This is a genomic window from Aeromicrobium sp. A1-2, from assembly GCF_003443875.1.
In the GTDB taxonomy this organism is placed as follows: domain Bacteria; phylum Actinomycetota; class Actinomycetes; order Propionibacteriales; family Nocardioidaceae; genus Aeromicrobium.
This window is the reverse complement of sequence record NZ_CP027482.1, coordinates 2,501,975-2,521,123: the sequence shown is the minus strand read 5'-3', so window position 1 is coordinate 2,521,123 and position 19,149 is coordinate 2,501,975. Positions and strand designations below refer to the sequence as shown.

General features: G+C 66.6%; 17 protein-coding genes and 1 pseudogene. 16 read left to right on the top strand and 2 right to left on the bottom strand.

What is annotated here, in order from left to right; all coding sequences use genetic code 11:
- The first annotated feature begins 53 nt into the window (after positions 1–53).
- The 11 genes from cpaB to C6I20_RS12230 all read left to right on the top strand — a co-directional run bounded on the left by cpaB (position 54) and on the right by C6I20_RS12230 (position 10,787).
- Complete coding sequence (cpaB, locus tag C6I20_RS12280) at positions 54–755, top strand: Flp pilus assembly protein CpaB (protein ID WP_118396251.1); 702 nt, start codon at positions 54–56, stop codon at positions 753–755.
- Positions 752–1,948, top strand: coding sequence for an AAA family ATPase (locus C6I20_RS12275; RefSeq protein ID WP_118396249.1), 1,197 nt, complete (start codon positions 752–754; stop codon positions 1,946–1,948). The genes cpaB and C6I20_RS12275 overlap by 4 nt, the downstream gene beginning before the upstream one ends.
- A gap of 1 nt (position 1,949) precedes the next feature.
- Entirely contained in the window at positions 1,950–3,362 is a 1,413-nt protein-coding gene (locus tag C6I20_RS12270; RefSeq protein ID WP_118396247.1) for a CpaF family protein, read from the top strand.
- A gap of 370 nt (positions 3,363–3,732) precedes the next feature.
- The gene (locus tag C6I20_RS12265) at positions 3,733–4,299 is read left to right on the top strand and encodes a type II secretion system F family protein (protein ID WP_162891304.1); all 567 of its coding nucleotides are present in this window, start codon (positions 3,733–3,735) and stop codon (positions 4,297–4,299) included.
- A gap of 11 nt (positions 4,300–4,310) precedes the next feature.
- Positions 4,311–5,189: a type II secretion system F family protein gene (locus C6I20_RS12260; RefSeq protein WP_118396243.1), complete on the top strand. Its 879-nt coding sequence runs from the start codon at positions 4,311–4,313 to the stop codon at positions 5,187–5,189.
- 161 nt (positions 5,190–5,350) lie between these two features.
- Entirely contained in the window at positions 5,351–7,294 is a 1,944-nt protein-coding gene (locus C6I20_RS12255) for an LTA synthase family protein (protein WP_162891303.1), read from the top strand.
- Between the two features lie 89 nt (positions 7,295–7,383).
- Complete coding sequence (locus tag C6I20_RS12250) at positions 7,384–8,577, top strand: alkane 1-monooxygenase (RefSeq protein ID WP_118396239.1); 1,194 nt, start codon at positions 7,384–7,386, stop codon at positions 8,575–8,577.
- Entirely contained in the window at positions 8,574–8,807 is a 234-nt protein-coding gene (locus C6I20_RS12245; protein WP_118396237.1) for a rubredoxin, read from the top strand. Before C6I20_RS12250 ends, C6I20_RS12245 begins: the two co-directional genes overlap by 4 nt.
- Positions 8,804–8,971 (top strand): rubredoxin, encoded by a 168-nt coding sequence (locus C6I20_RS12240; RefSeq protein ID WP_118396235.1) that lies wholly within the window; start codon positions 8,804–8,806, stop codon positions 8,969–8,971. The genes C6I20_RS12245 and C6I20_RS12240 overlap by 4 nt, the downstream gene beginning before the upstream one ends.
- Before the next feature lie 5 nt (positions 8,972–8,976).
- Positions 8,977–10,188 (top strand): NAD(P)/FAD-dependent oxidoreductase, encoded by a 1,212-nt coding sequence (locus tag C6I20_RS12235; protein ID WP_162891302.1) that lies wholly within the window; start codon positions 8,977–8,979, stop codon positions 10,186–10,188.
- Complete coding sequence (locus C6I20_RS12230) at positions 10,185–10,787, top strand: TetR family transcriptional regulator (RefSeq protein ID WP_118396231.1); 603 nt, start codon at positions 10,185–10,187, stop codon at positions 10,785–10,787. Before C6I20_RS12235 ends, C6I20_RS12230 begins: the two co-directional genes overlap by 4 nt.
- On the opposite strand, the pseudogene C6I20_RS12225 reads toward C6I20_RS12230, so the two are convergent.
- Together C6I20_RS12225 and C6I20_RS12220 are read right to left on the bottom strand one after the other, a co-directional pair.
- A pseudogene (locus C6I20_RS12225) lies at positions 10,784–11,793 on the bottom strand (IS481 family transposase). The gene C6I20_RS12230 and the pseudogene C6I20_RS12225 sit on opposite strands and share 4 nt — an antisense overlap.
- A gap of 367 nt (positions 11,794–12,160) precedes the next feature.
- On the bottom strand, positions 12,161–13,723 hold the full coding sequence (locus C6I20_RS12220; RefSeq protein ID WP_118396229.1) for a dolichyl-phosphate-mannose--protein mannosyltransferase: 1,563 nt from the start codon (positions 13,721–13,723) through the stop codon (positions 12,161–12,163).
- 35 nt (positions 13,724–13,758) lie between these two features.
- On the opposite strand from C6I20_RS12220, the gene rsmI reads away from it, so the two are divergent.
- The 5 genes from rsmI to rsmA all read left to right on the top strand — a co-directional run bounded on the left by rsmI (position 13,759) and on the right by rsmA (position 19,129).
- Positions 13,759–14,586: a 16S rRNA (cytidine(1402)-2'-O)-methyltransferase gene (gene rsmI, locus C6I20_RS12215; RefSeq protein ID WP_118396227.1), complete on the top strand. Its 828-nt coding sequence runs from the start codon at positions 13,759–13,761 to the stop codon at positions 14,584–14,586.
- Between the two features lie 32 nt (positions 14,587–14,618).
- Positions 14,619–16,199, top strand: coding sequence for a methionine--tRNA ligase (metG, locus tag C6I20_RS12210; RefSeq protein WP_118396225.1), 1,581 nt, complete (start codon positions 14,619–14,621; stop codon positions 16,197–16,199).
- Positions 16,199–17,065, top strand: a complete 867-nt coding sequence (locus C6I20_RS12205) for a TatD family hydrolase (RefSeq protein ID WP_118396223.1) — start codon at positions 16,199–16,201, stop codon at positions 17,063–17,065. The genes metG and C6I20_RS12205 overlap by 1 nt, the downstream gene beginning before the upstream one ends.
- 61 nt (positions 17,066–17,126) lie before the next feature.
- Positions 17,127–18,260: a resuscitation-promoting factor gene (locus C6I20_RS17625; protein ID WP_162891301.1), complete on the top strand. Its 1,134-nt coding sequence runs from the start codon at positions 17,127–17,129 to the stop codon at positions 18,258–18,260.
- Positions 18,236–19,129 (top strand): 16S rRNA (adenine(1518)-N(6)/adenine(1519)-N(6))-dimethyltransferase RsmA, encoded by an 894-nt coding sequence (gene rsmA / locus C6I20_RS12195; protein ID WP_371682684.1) that lies wholly within the window; start codon positions 18,236–18,238, stop codon positions 19,127–19,129. Before C6I20_RS17625 ends, rsmA begins: the two co-directional genes overlap by 25 nt.
- Positions 19,130–19,149 lie beyond the last annotated feature (20 nt).

The following is a 19,149-nucleotide window of genomic DNA, read 5'->3' as shown; positions in this document are numbered from 1 at the left end:
CCGGCAGCTCCACCCGTCCATCCATCCGTAATCGATGAAGGGAAACCATCGACATGAACAAGAGAGTCATCGCCGCAGTCTCTGCGGGAGTGCTCGCCCTGCTGGGCGTGCTGGTCCTGGTCGTTTGGGCCCAAGGCGCCAACGACCGCGCATTCGAGGGGGCCAAGCTGGTCGCCGTCGTACGCCTGACCGACACCGTGGGGCCCAGCACCAGCGCGACAGATCTCGCGAGCAAGACCGAGGTCGTCAAGCTGCCCGACGAGGCAGTGCCCGAAGGCGCCGTCACGAGCCTCGACGATGTCGCCGGCAGCTCGACCAATGCCAGCATCCAGAAGGGTGAGGTCCTGCTCGCGTCCCGCATGTCCGCGCCGGGAGACAAGGTCAAGACCAGCAACGTCGTGCCGAAGGGCCTGCAGGAGATCTCGATCGCCCTCGACGCGGAGCACTCCGTCGCGGGTGCCGTCAAGGCCGGAGACCGGGTCGGCGTGATCATCACGATCGCTCCAGATGGTGGCAAGGAGCGTTTCACCAACGCGACGCTCGACCAGGTCCTCGTGACCAAGTCGAGCACGGCGGTCGGTGCGGGTGAGGACGGCAAGATCACCGGCTCGATGATCACGCTCGCACTCAAGTCCGGCGATGCCGAGCTCCTGGCCCACGGCCAGAAGTGGGGCACTGTGTGGCTGACCCTGCAGAACTCCGACACCGACACGTCCAGCGGACGAGTCCTCGCCGATCCGGACCTGCGCAAATGAGCCGCGCGCTGATCCTGGCCGGCACCGCCGAGTTCGTCGCTCGGGTCAACGTGCTGCCGGGGACCCAGGTCGTGTCGTTGAAGCGCGAGACCATCGAGGCGGAGCGCTTCGACCTGATGCGCAGCCTCGACCCGCAGAGCCTGCCCGACCTGATCTTCGTCGGCGCGGCGCTGCCGACCGAGATCGGTTTCGAGATCGCCCGGCGGATCGATGAGGTCTACCCCTCGATCGACCTCGTCCTGGTCGACGACGTCCCGCTCGACACCGTGGTCGAAGCCATGCGGTCGGGATTCCGCGACGTCCTGCCGTCCGACATGCCCGACGACAGGCTGCGCGAGGTCGTTCGGCGGGCCGAGCTGCACCGGCTCAAGTCCGTCGAGGCCACCGCGTCCGCGACCGCCCCGACCCTGCAGTCGCCCGAGGAGAGCAGGACCATCACGGTCATCTCGCCCAAGGGCGGGGTCGGGAAGACCAGCATCTCGACCAGCCTCGCGATCGGGCTGGCCGAGGACCACCCGTCCGAAGTCGTCCTGGTGGATCTGGACCTGCAGTTCGGTGATGTCGCCTCGACGCTGGACCTGGTGCCGGCGCACACGATCGAGGAGGCGCTGACGCCGTATGCCTCGGCGGACAACCTCATCGTCAAGACCATGCTGACGGTTCATCCGTCCGGCTTCCACGTCCTGTGCGGGGCCGAGTCTCCCGCTGCCAACGACGAGGTGACGGGAGCCCAGATCGTCAGGCTGCTGAGCCAGCTGTCGATGCAGTTCCGGTACGTCATCGTCGACACAGCAGGCGGGCTGACCGAGCCGACGCTGGCTGCCCTCGAGGTGACCGATGACGTCGTCATGGTGTCGACGATGGACGTGGCCTGCGTCCGCGGTGTCCGCAAGGCGGTCGAGCTGCTCAGCCAGGTCGGGTTGTTGCCGACGTCCCGTGTCCTGACGCTCAATCTTGCGAGCAATCAGTCGGGCATGAAGGTCAAGGATGTCGAGGCGGCGATCGGGCTGCCGGTTGACATCGTCATCGCGCGGTCGAACGACGTGCAGTTGGCGGCCAACCACGGCACGCCGTTGATGCTGAACAAGAAGAAGGGCGGGCCGTTCGTCAAGTCCATCCGCGCGCTGATCACCCGTCTGGACCAGGTCGACTCTCCGGGTCAGCCGACCCACAAGCGATTGGACGTGGCCTGACATGAGCTTGTCCGACCGCCTGGCGACGGCACGCGATCGCAGCGTGCTGCAGGCCCATATCGATCAGCAGGCAGAACCGCATTCGGTACCCCGCTCATCCTCGAGCGCCGGATCCGCTCCGCAGCTCGTCGTCACAGATGCTCTGGCCGCGGTCAAGGGACGCGCGGTCACGGAGCTGTTCAAGCGTCTCGGTACGCGCATCAACGACCCCTCGCTGACGGAGACGCAGCTGCACGAGTTCGTGCGCGAAGAGCTCGTCGCGATCATCGAGGAGGAGCAGCTCCTCCTGACCTCCGACGAACGCGCGCGGTTCATCCAGGACATCGAGGACGACGCTCTGGGACTGGGTCCGCTGCAACGGGTGCTCGAGGACCCGAGCGTCACCGAGATCATGGTCAACGGTCACGACACGATCTACGTGGAGCGTGACGGCAAGATCGTCCTCAGCCCCTTGCGCTTCGCCTCGGAACAGCACCTGCGGCGCGCGATCGAACGAATCGTTGGCCGGGTGGGACGTCGAATCGACGAGTCGTCACCCATGGTGGATGCCCGCCTGCAGGACGGCTCCCGCGTGAATGCCGTCGTGCCGCCTCTTGCGGTGCGCGGCTCTTCCCTGACGATCCGCAAGTTCTCCGCCACCCCGTTTACGGTGGACGACCTGATCGAGTTCGGCTCGATGACGCCGCAGATCGCCGAACTCCTGCGTGCTGCAGTGCAGTCCAGGCTCAACATCCTGGTCAGCGGCGGCACTGGCACCGGCAAGACGAGCCTGCTCAACGTCCTCTCGAGCTTCATCCCTCGCGACGAACGGATCGTGACGATCGAGGATGCGATCGAGCTCAAGCTGCAGCAGGACCACGTGGTCCAGCTCGAGGCGCGCCCGCCCAACATCGAAGGCTCCGGCGAGATCACGATCCGCGATCTGGTGCGCAACTCGCTGCGCATGCGACCCGACCGCATCGTGATCGGTGAGTGCCGTAGCGGTGAGGCGCTCGACATGCTGCAGGCGATGAACACGGGCCACGACGGCTCGATCAGCACGCTCCACGCCAATGCGCCGCGCGACTGCATCGCGCGTCTGGAGACCTTGGTGCTCATGGCTGGTATGGACCTTCCCCTCCGGGCCATTCGTGAGCAGATCGCTTCCGCGGTCGACCTGATCATCCAGATCCAGCGACTGCGCGACGGCACCCGACGCATCACCCACGTGACCGAGGTCCTGGGCATGGAGGGCGACGTCGTCGTGCTGCAGGACGCGTTCTTGTTCGACTTCACCGCGGGTGTCGACGAGCACGGCAAGTTCCGCGGCATCCAGAAGCCCACCGGGGTGCGGCCACGGTTCAGCGACAAGTTCGAGGAGTACGGAGTCGACTTCGACATCTCCAACTTCAGCCTGGAGGGAAGCGCATCATGAACCCAGCCCTGATCGGAATTGTCATGGTCGCGGCGGCCGTGGGCCTATTCGCACAGGCGCTGTTCGCCGACCCCGTCCCGCGGATCTCGAAACGTCGCCGGCTCGGGACCGAAGTGGTGAACGAGCCGTTGTGGCGGGTCGTCTATCGCGGACTGGTCTCGGGCGTCGACACTATTCTGTCGAGTCGAGGTTGGGTCCCGTTTCGCGCCGGAGAGCTTGAGATGGCCGCGATCTCCAAACCGGTCGGAGTCGTGGTGACGTGGATCGTCGCAGGATCTGCGGCGGCCCTGGTCATCGGCACCGTGCTCGGGGGTGGCCTGGTGACCGGAACTCGTGCCGGTCTCGTGGTGGCCGTGCGGAAGCCAAGCTCGTGCTTCGATTCCGGGCCGGGCGGCAACGCAAGGAGTTCGCCAAACAGCTGGACAACACGCTGCGGATCATCTCATCGGCGCTGCGCGCCGGTCAAAGCCTGCAGATCGCCCTCAACTCGGTCGCGGCGGACTCGGCTGCGCCGATGTCGGAGGAGATCACTCGAATCATCAACGAGAACCGACTGGGGCGCGACATGGTCGTGGCAATGCTCGACGTCGCAGATCGCATGCAGAGCGAGGACTTCCAGTGGTTCGCGGAGGCCGTTGCGGTGCAGCGGGACGCGGGAGGCAACCTCAACGACATCATCGACACCGTCGCTGAGACGATCCGGGGCCGAGCCGAGATTCGGGAGAAGGTTCGTGCGTACGCGGCTGAGGGCAAGGCCTCGTGCTACGTCCTGATGGCGTTGCCGGTGGCGCTCGCTGTCCTCTACTCACTCATGAATCCCGGTTATCTGGATCCGCTGTTCAGCACGACGATCGGAGTGCTGCTTCTTTTGCTGTCAGCCGTCCTCTACACGCTCTCAGCCTTCTGGATGCGCGCGATCATCGACATCAAGGTCTGAGGGAGATCGTCATGCTGTTCATCGGAGCACTGTTTATCGTGGCCGCGCTCGGCGCGCTGTCGATCTCGCTGGGAATCGTCGCGCTGCCCGACCGCGCGGTCAGGCAGCGACTGCTCGAGGGCACTCGACCCGAGGTCGAGAAGGCGCCCATCAGCGCGCGCATCCGGCAGCTCGACAAGCCGGAGGACGCCGCGAGGTATGTCGCCACGCAGGGGATGCTCGGTCGGCTCGAGCGCAACCTGATGCTGGCCGGCCACCCCGGCGGCTGGTCGATGCGAAACATCATCCTGGCCAAGATCCTCATCCCGGTCCCGATCGCGCTCCTCATGCTGAAGCTCGCCTTCGTGGATCCGACGCCGATCAAGACGATCATCGGGATCGGCGCGATCGTGGTCGGCTACTTCGTCCCGGACCTGCTGGTGCACAGCAGGGCGACCGAGCGCCAGGACGAGATGCAGCGCTCGCTGCCGGACATCCTGGACAAGATCGTCATCACGATCGAGTCGGGTCTGGGCTTTGAGGCTGCTCTCGCCAACGCAGCGGGTACGGCGAAAGGGCCACTGGCCGATGAGTTGGTCCGGACGGTCCAGGATGTCCGGCTGGGTGTGTCGCGCCGAGGGGCCTACGAGGCTCTGCAGGCCCGAACCACTTCAGAAGATGTCCAGTCGTTCATCCGAGGCATCATCCAGGCCGAGGAGCACGGCTCTTCGATCTCGGGCATGGTCCGCATTCAGTCCAAGGAGATGCGGATGAAGCGCAAGCTCCGGGCCGAGGCCAAGGCCGGTCAGGTGTCGGTCAAGCTGCTGGGACCACTGATGCTCTGCATCTTCCCGGTCCTGTTCATCGTCGTTCTGGCGCCCGGGATCATGTCGGCGATGGACACCTTCTAGACCCCCACGGGCGGCATCCCGGGTGCCGCTCGTGGTCTGAGCGCGGGCTGTGGTGGAGAGAGTTTCCCACTCGTCCACAGCTCGCTCGGCCGCTCCTGCGCCGGTTGGCTCCGGTGCAGGAGCGGCTCCCGACGGCGAACCGATAGACATTAGGCGGACTTGTGGATCTGCGAAAGACCCCAGCTGTTGTCGCGCTCGATGGCAATCAAGATCCGCCGCCGCTGCGTGTCGGCGGGCTCGGCCCGGGTCAGTGGACCTATCTCTTGGCTGCGTTGGTTCCTGTCCACGGCCTGGATCTCGTTGCGAAGATACAGCGCATCCATCGATGGGGGTCGGCGACTGGGCCTGGTGATGTTCTCGATCAGGTGCGGTCGGAGCTCTTGTTCGCCGCGGGCCTCATCGCCCTTTGGGTGGCGGTCGTCGTCACAGTAGGGGGCCGGCAGCGGAAGATCTTCGCCACGATTGCGCTCCATACCTTTGCGGTCGCCCTTCTTCTCCTGGTGGTGGTGAGCCACGTCTACTTTCTCATCACCGGGACGATGCTCGATCTCTCGACCGTCGTGGCAGGTGTGACCTCGTTCAGCGAGATCTCGGGGCTGGTCGAGGTATCGGTCCAGGCGGGGACGTGGATCGGTTTGGTACTGATCGGGTCCTGGGTGCTGCTCTCGCCGCCCCTGATCTCCAGATGGCTCACGGGGTCTTTCTTTCCGCTGCTCGGGCAGCAGGCCGAGCCCAGTGGTCGACGCGGCGCGAAGACCGCCGCGACGGGTCTGGCGCTTGTCGGTCTGGCGTGCCTGCCGAGCCTGACCGTCGGGAGCGCGTTCGGACGCGAGGCGGTCGTCAGCATGATCGCGCAGACTGTAGCGCCCTCAGGGCTGCCGGTGCCGGTGGACTATGTCCCGCCAATCGCTGCGGATCTTCCGACAGGCGCTCGTCTGGTCCCGGGCGAGCAGACCACCCGGAAGAACGTCGTCATCGTTGCGCTGGAATCCGTCCGCGCCTCTGCGACCGGCCTGGGGGATCCTTCGCTGCCGACAACGCCGTACCTCGTCGAGCTCGCTCGCACCAGCACCGTGGTGCACGACGCGACTGCCGTCGTGCCGCACACGTCCAAGGCGCTGGTCGCGATGCACTGTGGGGTCGCTCCGCCGTTGGACGTGGACAACAGCGAGGCCGAGACGGGAGGGGTCGCGAGCTCCTGTCTTCCGCAGCTGCTGGACACCCAGGGCTACGCGACCAGCTTCTTCCAGTCCGCGACCGCCAGCTTCGAGAAACGCGCAGACGTCGTGGGTCAGATGGGCTTCGGGGAGTTCTACCCGGTCGAGTCGATGGACCCTGCGGGCTTCAGCAGGGCCAACTACTTCGGGTACGAGGACGACATCATGCTCGACCCCATCCGGCGGTGGACGCAGGAACATCGTGATGCGCCGTTCGCGATGACGGTCCTCACCGTCGCGACCCACCACAACTACGTGGTCCCGGACGGATTCCCCACCCGCGCCCTGGCGAAGGACGAGGCGCTGGACGACTACCTGAACCTGGTGAGCTACGAGGACCGCTTCGTCCGGCGGCTGATCGACCAGTTCAAGGACCAGGGGCTGTACTCCAACACGGTCTTCGTGATCCTGGGGGACCACGGGGAGGGATTCGGTGAGCACAACCGTTGGCAGCACGACGGCACGATCTATCAGGAAGGGCTGCACATCCCGTTCCTGATCCACGACGGATCCGATCCTGTGCATCGTGACATCGACGATCCGATGACCAACACCGCGGTGCTTCCCACGGTGGCCGACATCCTCGGCTATCGGATCGAGAACGGCGCCTACGACGTGCCGTCCGTGCTGGACGCAGGGCCTCGGCCGCCTGTCGTGGCGAGCTGTTTCCGCCCGAACCAGTGTGCGTCGGTCCGGATCGGTGCGACGAAGTTCATCCACCACTTCGGCCTGATCCCGGACGAGCTGTTCGACCTGGACGTGGATCCCGGCGAGCAGGACGACCTGATCGCGACCGCGGATCCGCGTGACATCCAGGTCATGAAGGATTCGATTGCCACCTGGCTGCAGCGCACCGACGACCGCCACAAGCTTGCGCGGAAGCCCTGAGGTGAATCAGACGGGGTCTCTTGCCACCGAACTTTACATTTGCTACCTTCTTGTAAAGCGTTCTCCAGGACGCACGAGGAGGAATCAGCATGACGATCGAAGCAACTGTCGACGGCGAGGTCATTCAGTGGCGTGACCGCAAGCGCTACCTGTGGATCGTGGGTGCGCTGGTTCCCCTGATCCCCGTCGGCATGTGGGGCCTGTACGCCCTCACCGGCTCGAGTCTCGCGTGGTACTTCGGGCCGTTCTTTGTCTTCGTCATCATCCCGATCGCCGACATGCTGGCCGGGATCGATCCCGACAACCCGCCGGACGAGGTCCTCGAGGCGCTCGAGGAGGATCGCTACTACCGCTGGGTGACCTACGCGTTCATCCCGATGCAGATCGCCGGACTCATCTGGGGAGCCTTCCTGCTCGGTGGCGGCACGTTGCCCGGCATCGAGGACCCGCTGACCGTCGTGCAGAAGATCGGCCTCGCGCTGGGTCTGGGCATGGTCGCCGGCATCGGCATCAACACGGCCCATGAGCTCGGCCACAAGAAGGAGGAGTACGAGCGTTGGTTCGCCCGTGCCGCCCTCTCGCAGACGTTCTATGGCCACTTCTTCATCGAGCACAACCGCGGCCACCACGTCCGCGTAGCGACCCCCGAGGACCCCGCGAGCGGCCGGCTCGGCGAGACCGTCTGGGAGTTCATGCCGCGCACCGTCGTGGGCAGCCTTCGCAGCGCCTGGGACCTGGAGAAGAAGCGCTTCGCCCGCCAGAAGAAGACCCACTGGTCGGTCAAGAACGATGTGCTCAATGCGTGGGCGTTCTCGGTCGTCCTGTGGGGCGGGCTGACGATTGCTTTCGGCTGGGAGATCCTGCCCTATCTGGTGCTGCAGGCCATCGCAGGCATCTGGCTGCTCGAGTCGGTCAACTACCTCGAGCACTACGGCATGAAGCGCCAGAAGCTCGAGTCGGGCCGCTATGAGCGGGTCAACCCGAGCCACAGCTGGAACTCCAACAACATCGGCACCAACGTGCTGCTGTATCACCTGCAGCGCCACAGCGATCACCACGCGAACCCCACTCGCCGCTACCAGGCGCTCCGCGACTTCAAGCAGGCGCCGGTGCTGCCGACGGGCTATGCAGGCATGATCGTCCTGAGCTGGGTGCCGCAGATCTGGCGCTCGGTCATGGACGACCGGGTCATGGACCACTACGACGGTGACCTGAGTCGTGCCAACCTCAGCCCGCGCACGGCCAAGAAGTACGAGCGCAAGTACGGAAAGGTGGCGGCATGAGCCAGTTCATCTGCCCCAACTGTGAGTACGTGTACGAGGAGGCCAAGGGTGACCCGCGTGAGGGTTGGCCGGCCGGCACACCGTTCGCGCAGGTCGACCCCGACTGGACGTGCCCGGACTGTGGCGTGCGCGAGCAGGTCGACTTCGTGCCGATCGCGGAGTTCGAGCGCAACGACCAGGACGGCAACATCATTGCCGCTGAAAACCGAGGACGAGGAGACCAGGCGTGAAGCGTTGGGAATGTCAGCAGTGCGGTTTCATCTACGACGAGGCCGAGGGCTGGGAAGAGGAAGACATCGCGCCCGGCACCAAGTGGGAGGACATCCCTGACGACTGGACGTGCCCGGACTGCGGTGCGGCCAAGGCCGACTTCACGATGCTCGAGCTGGTCTGATCCAGGTGACCACTCGTTCCGCTGCCCACCGGACCGTCATCGTGGGGGCCGGCATTGCCGGCGTCAGCGCGGCTGCCGCCCTGAGGAGCAGCGGCTACGAGGGCGCCATCGACCTGCTGGCCGCCGAGCCGGAGCTTCCGTATCGTCGCCCCCCGGTCTCCAAGGAGATCGTGCGGGGCGACAAGACCGCCGACGAGATCCGGATCAAGAAGGCCGAGTGGTACGCCGAGCAGTCGATCACCCTGCGCACCGGAGTCACGGTCACCTCGATCGACACCGAGGCGAGGGTCGTGCGGCTCGGCGACGACGAGACGCTGCTGTACGACCAGCTCCTGCTCGCAACCGGCGGGCGGGCCCGATCGCCGTGGAGCGCGCCCGGCGTGCGGACGCTGCGCGAGCTGTCGGACGTGCCGAGCCTGCAGGCGGAGCTGACCGGCGGACACGTCATCGTGGTGGGAGCGGGACTGATCGGCTCCGAGATCGCTGCCAGCGCGCGCGGGCTCGACTGTGACGTGACGTTGCTCGAGACCGCAGCACTGCCGCTGCCGCGGCTGCTGCCCCCCGAGCTGGGCGAGCTTTACGTCGAGCTGCACAAGAGCCAGGGCGCCGACCTGCACACCGGTGTCATGGTCTCCACGATCGAGCCCGATGGTGACCAGACCGTCGTCCGGGCGATCGACGGGCGGACCTGGACCGCCCCGGTCGTCGTGGTCGCGGTCGGTATGAAGCCCAACATCGAGCTGGCCGAGGCGGCCGGCATCGTCATCGCTCCGCCAGACCAGGGCGGCGGCATCCTCGTCGACGCGCACGGTCGCACGTCGGCACCGGAGGTCTTCGCCGCCGGCGACGTCGCCAACCAGCCCAATGGCGTCCTCGGTGGTCGGCACCGGGTCGAGCACTGGCAGGGCGCACAGAATCACGGCACCGCGGTCGGCAAGGTCATGGCCGGCGGCGACTCCGCGTTCGTCGAGGTCCCGTGGTGCTGGTCCGATCAATATGGGTTCAACCTGCAGGTCGCTGGTTGGCCCGAGGGATCGCACGATCTCGTCGTGCGGGGATCCCTCGCCGACCGCGACTTCGTGGCGTACCTGCTCGACGACGGAGTCGTCCGCGGTGCGGTGTCGATCGGTCGGCCGCGGGACATTCGCACCGCGCGGGCGTGGATCGCCGCCGGTGAACGGCTCGACGCGGTGCTCGAGGACGGGCCGACATCATGACTGCCGGGGTCCAGCACACCGGGCCGGTTCGCGGCCGCCTGTTGGATGCCGCTCAGGACACGATCGAGGCGACCGGCTGGTCGACCGTCACGATGTCCCGGATCGCCGAGAAGGTCGGCGTCAGCCGGCAGACGGTCTACAACGAGTTCGGCACGAAGCACGGGCTCGCCGAGCACCTGGCCCTGCGCGAGCTGGACCGGTTCCTCGGTGTCGTGCGGGATCGCATGAGCGGGCAGAGCGGCCTCGTCGAGGGCATCAGGGCAGCCTGCGAGGGGGCCCTGGAGCTCGGCGAGCGGAGCCTGCTGGTCCGCACCATCGTGGGTTCGTTGCCCGATGAGCACGACACCGACTTCCTCAAGATCCTGACGACCGAGTCGGGGGAGATTGTCGAGTCCGCCGTCATGGTCGTCAAGCAGTGCGTCGTCGAGTTCTATCCGCCGACCCCGTTGACCGACGCCGAGCTCGAGGTTGCGGTCGAGGTCGTCGTACGGCTGGTCCTGTCGGCGCTCACCCGGCCGTCCAAGCCATCGGCCGAGGCGGCCGCGGACATTGCCTGGATGGTCGGCCTGGCCCTCGCCGGCGCCGAGGCTCGCACCTAGATGTGATGCCCAGCCAGGTTGTCCAATCTGGTGATGGGTGCTTTCTTCCCGACTGCTGAGTGGGGCCGGTGGTGGTTGTATTGGTGGATCCATGATGGCAGGGCGGCGAGTCGGGCTGATTCGGAGTTGTAGAACTTCTTGAAGGCCCAGCCTCGGCCAGGGTGCGGTGGAAGCGTTCGATCTTGCCGTTGGTCTGGGGCCGGTAGGGCCTGGTCCGGCGGTGCTTGACTCCCAGATTGGCGCAGGTCTCGGCCCAGAGGTGGCTGCGGTAGCAGCTGCCGTTGTCGGACAAGACCTGCCGAACGATCACGCCGCGTTCGGCGAACCACGCGACGGCGTTGCGCAGCACTTCGGTGGCGGTCTCCTTGGTCTCATCGTCATGGGCTTCGACGTAGGCGACGCGGGAGTGGTCATCGATCACGGTGTGCAGGTAGCAGGTCCCGATCAATGGGTTGCCGTACTTGTTGCGTGGACCACCGATGCGCACGGTCGTCGCTGATCTGTTCTTGTCGCCCTGGCCGCGGCCGACGTAGCGCCACCCTCCGCCGTCAGGGACTTTCCCGAGTTTCTTGACGTCGACATGGATCATGTCGCCCGGACGCTCGTGTTCGTAGCGGCGGATCGGTTCACCGGTCACGCGGTCGATGTGGGTCAACCGGTTGAGCCGGCAACGGACCAGCACCGCATGCACGGTCGAGGCCGGCATGTTCAGCCGGTCGCCGATCTCGATCGGCCCCAGTCGCTGCTTCCAGCGCAGGTGCACGATCTTTCGAACCATCGGTTGCGGCGTCCGGTTCGGCTGACGGTGCGGCCTGGAGGACCGGTCGACCATTCCGGCCTCACCCTCGGCCCGGTAGCGATCAGCCCACTTCGTCGCGGTCTTCCACGACACGTCATAACGTTCAGCGGCCCGCGCTGGCGGCCAACCATGGTCGACAACAAGACGAGCCAACCGAAGCCTGGCTCGCGGCGTCAAAGCCGCGTTGGAATGGGTAGCGTGGCACATGAAGACCTCCTGGTCGTGAAGCGGTTTCTCAACAGCTCCACTCCACACCGGGAGGTCTTCACCCGTCTACAAATTCAGATCAAGACATCGCACGATCTCGACCAACGTGCCTGGGCATCACACCTAGAGCAGGTCCTGGGTCGGGCTCGGCAGCGTTGCGGCGAAAGCGGACGGAGTCGGGCGTCCTCGACTCCGGTTGCGGGAATGTGACGGCCAGCATGACGGCGGTCTCGAACATGCTGATCAGGCCGTCGATGGATCGCCGGCACGGTCGTGGTGAACTTGCGTCTGCGGCGTCATGCGGGTCATAAGGACGGGTCCAGATGCGGCGGCACCGGTGGCTCGGTAGCGCCGCTCGCAGGCCGGCTCAGATCCAGCGGTCGAACCACATGCGGTCGTGCCAGGTGCCGTACGGGATGATCTTGCCGGTGTAGATCGGGTGGAAGAACCAGAACGACATCACGACAGCGGTCAGGAAGGTGCCCGCGAAGACCCACACGACGTAGCGGTGCCGCGGGGTCACGGCCGCGCGAGCGAGCGCGTGCACGACCAGCGCGATCGCGATGATCGTGAAGGGAATCATCACGACGGCGTAGTAGGAGAAGATCGGCCGGCCGGCGCTGAGGAACCACGGCAGCCAGCTCACCAGGACGGCCACGACCGGAATGCCCCAACGCCAGTCGCGGGTCTTGATCCAGGCGGGGATCGCGGCGATCAGGGCCAAGGCCCCGGCCCACCAGAGGATGGGGTTGCCGAGCAGCAGCACCTCACGCAGACAGCTCGAGTCGGCAGCGGCCCCGCACCGGTCGGCGGGGAGGTCGCCGGTGTACTCCACGCCGACCGGGCGCTCCATCACGAGCCAACCGAGCGGGTTCGACTGATAGGGGTGCGGCTTGGCGTCGTTGAGCCCGTGCGCGGAGAAGTCGAACGTCATGACGTGGAAGTGCCAGAGCGACCTCAGCGCGTCACGGGTCTCGCCCAGGAAGCCGGGCGTTGGCTTGTCAACGTACGCCCCCCAGGGTGCCGAGTAGTCGCCGTAACCTCGCCCGAACCGCGCCTCGTAGAGGTCGTGGTGGATCAGGAAACCGGTCCACGTCGCCAGATAGACCAGGCCCGCGACGACGACGATCGAGACGAACGCCGGCAGGCCGACGGCGAGTGCCGTCGTGACCCAGCTGCTGCGTCGCACCCCGGCCCGCGCCGGCCCGGCACGTCGAGCGAGCACCTCCCACACGACCACGACCACGCCAAACGCCGCCAGGACGTACACGCCGTTCCACTTGGTCGCGCAGGCCATCCCGAAGCTCAGGCCGGCCAGCAGCTGCCATGGTCGGACGAAGCGGTAGCGGTCGAGCCGGGCACGGATCCAGTCCCGATCGGCGACGAGGCAGGCGACACCGCACACCAGCCAGAACGCGAGGAACACGTCGACCAGGGCCAGTCGCGACATCACGAAGTGCAATCCGTCGAACGTCAGGAGCAGACCCGCGAAGCAACCGATCGTGGTCGACCCCGTCATCCGCCGCACCAACCGGGCCAGGGCCAGCACGGTCAGGGCCCCGATCACGACCGCAGCGATGCGCCAGCCGAAGGGATCCAGGCCGAACACCGACTCGCCGAGCGCGATGATCCACTTGCCGCCGTCGGGGTGCACGATCCACGACGGGTCACCGGTCATCAACGCGGTCGTGTCACCGGCCTGGATCTTGTCGTTGGCGTTCTCGACGAAGTCTTGGACGTAGCCGTGCTGGAGCAGCGACCACGAGTCCTTGGCGTAGTAGGTCTCGTCGAACATCAGGATGCGGGGTCTGCCGACGTTCCAGACCCGCAGGACGAACGCCAGGAGCGCTACCGCAACTGGACCGATCCAGCCCCAGGCCCGATCCGGGATCCGCCCGAGCCGGTCGGGGACCCTCGCCAGCAGTGTCACGCGGCCCAGCCTAGGTGACCTGACAAGATGGCCGCATGCTCATCCTTGCGGCAACACCGATCGGCCAGGCGGCTGACGCGAGCCGTCGGCTCGCTGAGGTGTTGGCCTCCGCCGACGTCGTGGCGGCCGAGGACACCCGCCGGCTCAAGCGGTTGGCCGCCGAGCTCGGTGTCGAGGTCGGCGGACGGATCGTGTCGTACTTCGAGGGCAACGAGGAGCGGCGGACCCCTGAGCTCGCGGCGATGCTGGTCGAGGGTCAGACCGTCGTGCTCGTGACGGATGCTGGCATGCCGAGCGTCTCGGACCCCGGCTACCGACTTGTTGTCGCCGCGATCGAGGCCGATGTCGCCGTGACCGCGATCCCCGGGCCGTCGGCCGTGCTCACGGCTCTGGCCGTCTCGGGCCTGCCGGTCGATCGCTTCTGCTTCGAGGGGTTCCTGCCCCGCAAGTCCGGTGAGCGCATGCGGGCGCTGACCGAGCTCGTCGCTGAGCGACGCACGATGGTGTTCTTCGAGTCGCCACACCGCACCGAGGTCTCGCTCCGGGCCATGGCCGAGGTGCTTGGCGAGGATCGCTCGGCCGCGGTGTGCCGCGAGCTCACCAAGACGTACGAGGAGGTTGCCCGCGGTGGCCTCGGCGAGCTGGTCGAGTGGGCCGCAGGCCAGGAGCAGGGTGTGCGCGGTGAGGTCACGATCGTCGTCGGGGGAGCGCCGTCGGACTCTCGGACGTACGCACCGGAGGATCTGCGGGAGCTGGTTGCGGCACGTCAGTCCGATGGCCTGAGCCGCAAGGATGCGATCGAGCAGGTCGCAGGCGAGACCGGCACCCGGCGCAAGGACGTCTACGACGCCGCGCACTCGTAGCGGCCCGGAGCGCCACCACTACGATTGAGGGCGTGTCCGCCGAAACGTTCTACGTCACCACGCCCATCTACTACGTCAACGACGCGCCCCACATCGGGCACGGCTACACGACGGTCATGGGCGACATCATCACCCGGTGGCACCGCCAGCGTGGTGAGAACGTTTGGTACCTGACCGGAACCGACGAGCACGGGCAGAAGGTCCTCCGCAAGGCCGAGGCCAACGGTGTCTCGCCGCAGGAGTGGGTTGACAAGCTCGTCGAGGAGGAGTGGAAGCCCCTGCTCGACACCCTCGACATCGCGAACGACGACTTCATCCGGACGACGGAGCAGCGTCACATCGACGGATCGATCGCGTTCTGGAAGGACCTGCACGAGCGTGACGCGGTCTACCAGGGCTCGTTCAGCGGCTACTACAGCGTCGGCAGCGAGGAGTTCGTCGGTGACGACGACGTCGCCGACGGTGAGGGCGACGACGCGGGCTTCAAGGTCTCCAAGCTCGACGGCAGCAGGGTCGAGCACATGACCGAGGAGAACTACTTCTTCCGGCTCAGCGACTACCAGCAGCGACTGCTGGACTTCTACGAAGCCAATCCGACGTTCATCCAGCCGGAGTCGGCGCGCAACGAGGTCATTTCGTTCGTCAGCCGAGGCCTGCGTGACCTGTCCATCTCCCGGTCGACGTTCGACTGGGGCATCGGGGTTCCGTGGGACGACCAGCACGTCATGTACGTGTGGGTCGAGGCGCTGCTCAACTACGCCACCGCGATCGGCTACGGAACCGATCAGGAGCGCTTCGACGGCCTGTGGCCGGCCAACATCCACATCGTCGGCAAGGACATCGCCCGGTTCCACGCGGTCATCTGGCCGGCGATGCTGATGGCAGCGGGACAGCCCGTGCCGCACCAGGTCTTCGCGCACGGCTGGCTGCTGGTCGGCGGGCAGAAGATGAGCAAGTCCAAGGCCAACGGCATCCGTCCCGACGAGATCGTCGACACCTTCGGATCGGACGCCTATCGCTACTACTTCGCCCGGGCGCTGACGTTCGGCAGCGACGGCTCGATCTCGTGGGAGGACATCAGCGCCCGCTATCACGCGGAGCTGGCCAACGGCTTCGGCAACCTGGCCTCGCGGGTCGCAGCGATGATCGGCAAGTACTTCGACGGCGCCCTGCCCGCGGCGGGTGTCACGACGCCGGCCGAGCAGAAGGTCATCGACGTCGTCGAGGAGGCCGTCGGCGCGGCGGATGCTGCGATCGAGGTGGTCGCACCACACGACGCACTGTCCGCGATCTGGCGCATCGTCGACGAGCTCAACGGATACCTCACCGAGCAGGCTCCGTGGCAGGTCGCCAAGGACGAGGCCGCCGGTGACCGGCTAGCCACGATCCTCGCCACTGCGGCCGAGGGGCTGCGCGTGCTCGCGGTCGTGCTCAACCCGGTCATGCCCAAGGCCTCGGCGGTGCTGTGGGACTCGCTGGGTGCCGCCCCCGCGCTCGGAGATCTCGCCGACCAACGCATCGACAGCGTCGCAGCGTGGGGACAGCTCCCCGCCGGCACCACGATCACCAAGCCCGCGTCGCTGTTCCCGCGCATCGAGGTCCCGACCGAGTGATGGTCACCGACGGTTGGCCTGCCACACCGGAGGCGCTGCCCTCCCCGGTCGTGGACAACCACTGCCACCTCGACCACCGCGCGTACGCCAAGGGCGTCGAGGGGGGCCTGCTGATCCCGGTCGACGAGGCACTCGATCGGGCTGCCGCGGTCGGGGTGACCCGCATCGTCCAGGTCGGCTGCGACCTGGAGGGCTCCCGCTGGGCCGTGGAGACCGCAGCGGCGTACGACTCGGTGGTCGCGGCCGTCGCACTGCACCCCAATGAGGCCCCCGGCCTGGCCGAGCAGGGTCGGCTCGGCGAGACGCTGGCCGAGATAGACGCCCTGGCACAGTCTCCGCACGTGCGGGCGGTGGGCGAGACGGGCCTCGACTACTTCCGCACCGGCGAGGGCGGCCGGGAGGCCCAGCACGCTTCGTTCCGCGCACACATCCAGATGGCCAAGCGGCACGACCGCACCCTGGTGATCCACGACCGCGACGCTCACGACGACGTCCTGGCGGTGCTCGACGACGAGGGAGTCCCGGAGCGCACCGTGATGCACTGCTTCTCCGGAGACGCGGCGTTCGCCCGCGAGTGCGTGGACCGCGGCGCATATCTCTCGTTCGCTGGCACCGTTACCTTCAAGAACGCTGAGAACCTGCGCGAAGCACTCCAAGTGACTCCCGCGGACCGTATCCTTGTCGAGACCGATGCGCCGTTCCTCACACCCGTTCCGCATCGTGGGCAGCCCAATGCTTCATTTCTGATCCCGCTCACGGTGCGATTCATGGCTGGAATTGCAGGCAAAACGGTTGACGAGTTGTGCCAGATGATCGATGCCAACACCGATCGTGCCTTCGGAGGCGCCTGGCCGCAGAGGATTTGACCTAGGAAAGGGCGTCGTTATGGTTGAAAGTCGGCCCCGTCACCGACTGCCAAGGAACTCTATGCCGTCAGCTGCAACCGAAAACACCTCGCCCATCTCCGAAAAGCGCCGCAACCGTAAGTCGTTGCCGCTGATAGCTCTCAACCTCGCGATCGTCCTGACCGTCGCTGGAGGTACCGCCGCCTACGGCGCCATGAGCCACACCGTGACCCTGACGGTCGACGGCAAGAGCGACAAGATCCGCACGTTCGGCGACAACGTCTCCGACGTGCTGGCCGCCAAGGACGTCACGGTCCGCACCGGAGACCGGCTCAGCAAGCCCGCATCCGCCGCGCTGTCCGACGGTGACGTCATCACGGTGTCGTACGCCAAGCCTGTGACCCTCGCCGTCGACGGCACCGTCACCGAGCACACGGTCTACGACCGGACCGTCGCGGACGCATTCGACACCCTCGGTGTCGAGCCGGCCAAGGATGCGTATGTCTCGGCCAAGCGCGGATCCGTCGTCCCCCGCAAGGGCATGGACCTCGTGGTCAGCAGCTCCAAGTCGCTGACCGTCATCGCCGATGGCGAGAAGAAGACCGTGACATCGGCCGCGCCGACCGTCGCAGGCGTGCTGAAGGCCGCCGACATCAGCATGGGCGCCGATGACGAGGTCAAGCCCGGCAAGGATGCGTACGTCAAGCCCGACGCCGATGTCCGCGTCGTCCGCATCAAGAAGGTCACCAAGACCGAGACCGTTCCGGTCAAGTACAGCCTCAAGGTCCAGAAGGACCCCGAGGCTGTGAAGGGCGTGAAGACCGTCGTGCAGGAGGGCAAGCCCGGCGAGAAGTCCGAGAAGGTCACGCTGGTCTACGCCGACGGCAAGGTCCGGGAGCGCATCGTGCTGGTCTCGCGCTCGCTGTCCGACCCGCGTCCCCAGATCGAGAAGCACGGCACCAAGACAGCCCCCAGCGTGGCGTCGGGCAGCGTCTGGGACAAGATCGCCAAGTGTGAGTCCGGCGGCAACTGGTCCATCAACACCGGCAACGGCTACTACGGCGGACTGCAGTTCAGCGCCGCGACGTGGCGCAGCGTCGGCGGGCCCGGTCTGCCGCACCAGCACAGCCGTGAGACCCAGATCAAGTACGCCAAGATCCTCCAGGCCCGCTCGGGCTGGGGCCAGTGGGGCTGTGCTCACGCGAGGTTCAACTGACACACTCGACCCCTCCGAAGCCAGGCCGGCTGCTCGGAGCCGCTGATGTCCGACGCCTGGCCGAGTCGTGCGGCATCCGTCCGACCAAGCAGCGCGGGCAGAACTTCGTCATCGACGCCAACACCGTGCGGCGCATCGTGCGTACGTCCGGGATCGGCGCCGATGACGTCGTCGTCGAGATCGGCCCGGGCCTCGGCTCACTGACGCTGGGCCTGCTCGAGGTCGCTGCGCACGTCACCGCGGTGGAGATCGACGAGGTGCTCGCGCAGCAGCTCCCGTCGACGATCGCGGAGTACGCCCCTGACCAGGCCGCACACTTCGACCTGGTCATCTCGGACGCAATGAAGGTGACATCACTGCCGGGTCCGGCGCCGACGGCGCTCGTGGCCAATCTGCCCTACAACGTCTCGGTCCCGGTGCTGTTGACGTTCCTCGAGCGGTTCCCGTCGATCGAGACCGGCCTCGTGATGGTCCAGGCCGAGGTCGCACACCGGCTCGCAGCCGGACCGGGCTCCAAGACCTACGGCGTTCCGAGCGTCAAGGCTGCCTGGTACGCCGAGGTCAAGCTGGCGGGCTCGATAGGTCGCAACGTGTTCTGGCCGATGCCCAATGTCGAGTCGGCTCTGGTCGCGTGGACCCGTCGCGAGGCGCCGGGCGACGAGGAGCAGCGGTTGCGGACGTTCGCAGTCGTCGACGCCGCCTTCGCGCAGCGTCGCAAGACCATGCGGGCGGCGCTGTCCGAGCTCGCGGGCTCTGGACCTGCCGCCGAGGCGGCCCTCGTGGCAGCCGGCATCTCGCCGCAGGCACGTGGGGAGCAGCTGGGGGTCGAGGAGTTCTTCCGCCTGGGCCAGTTCCTCACGCCGGTCTGAGCCGTCGACCTAGTCGCCAA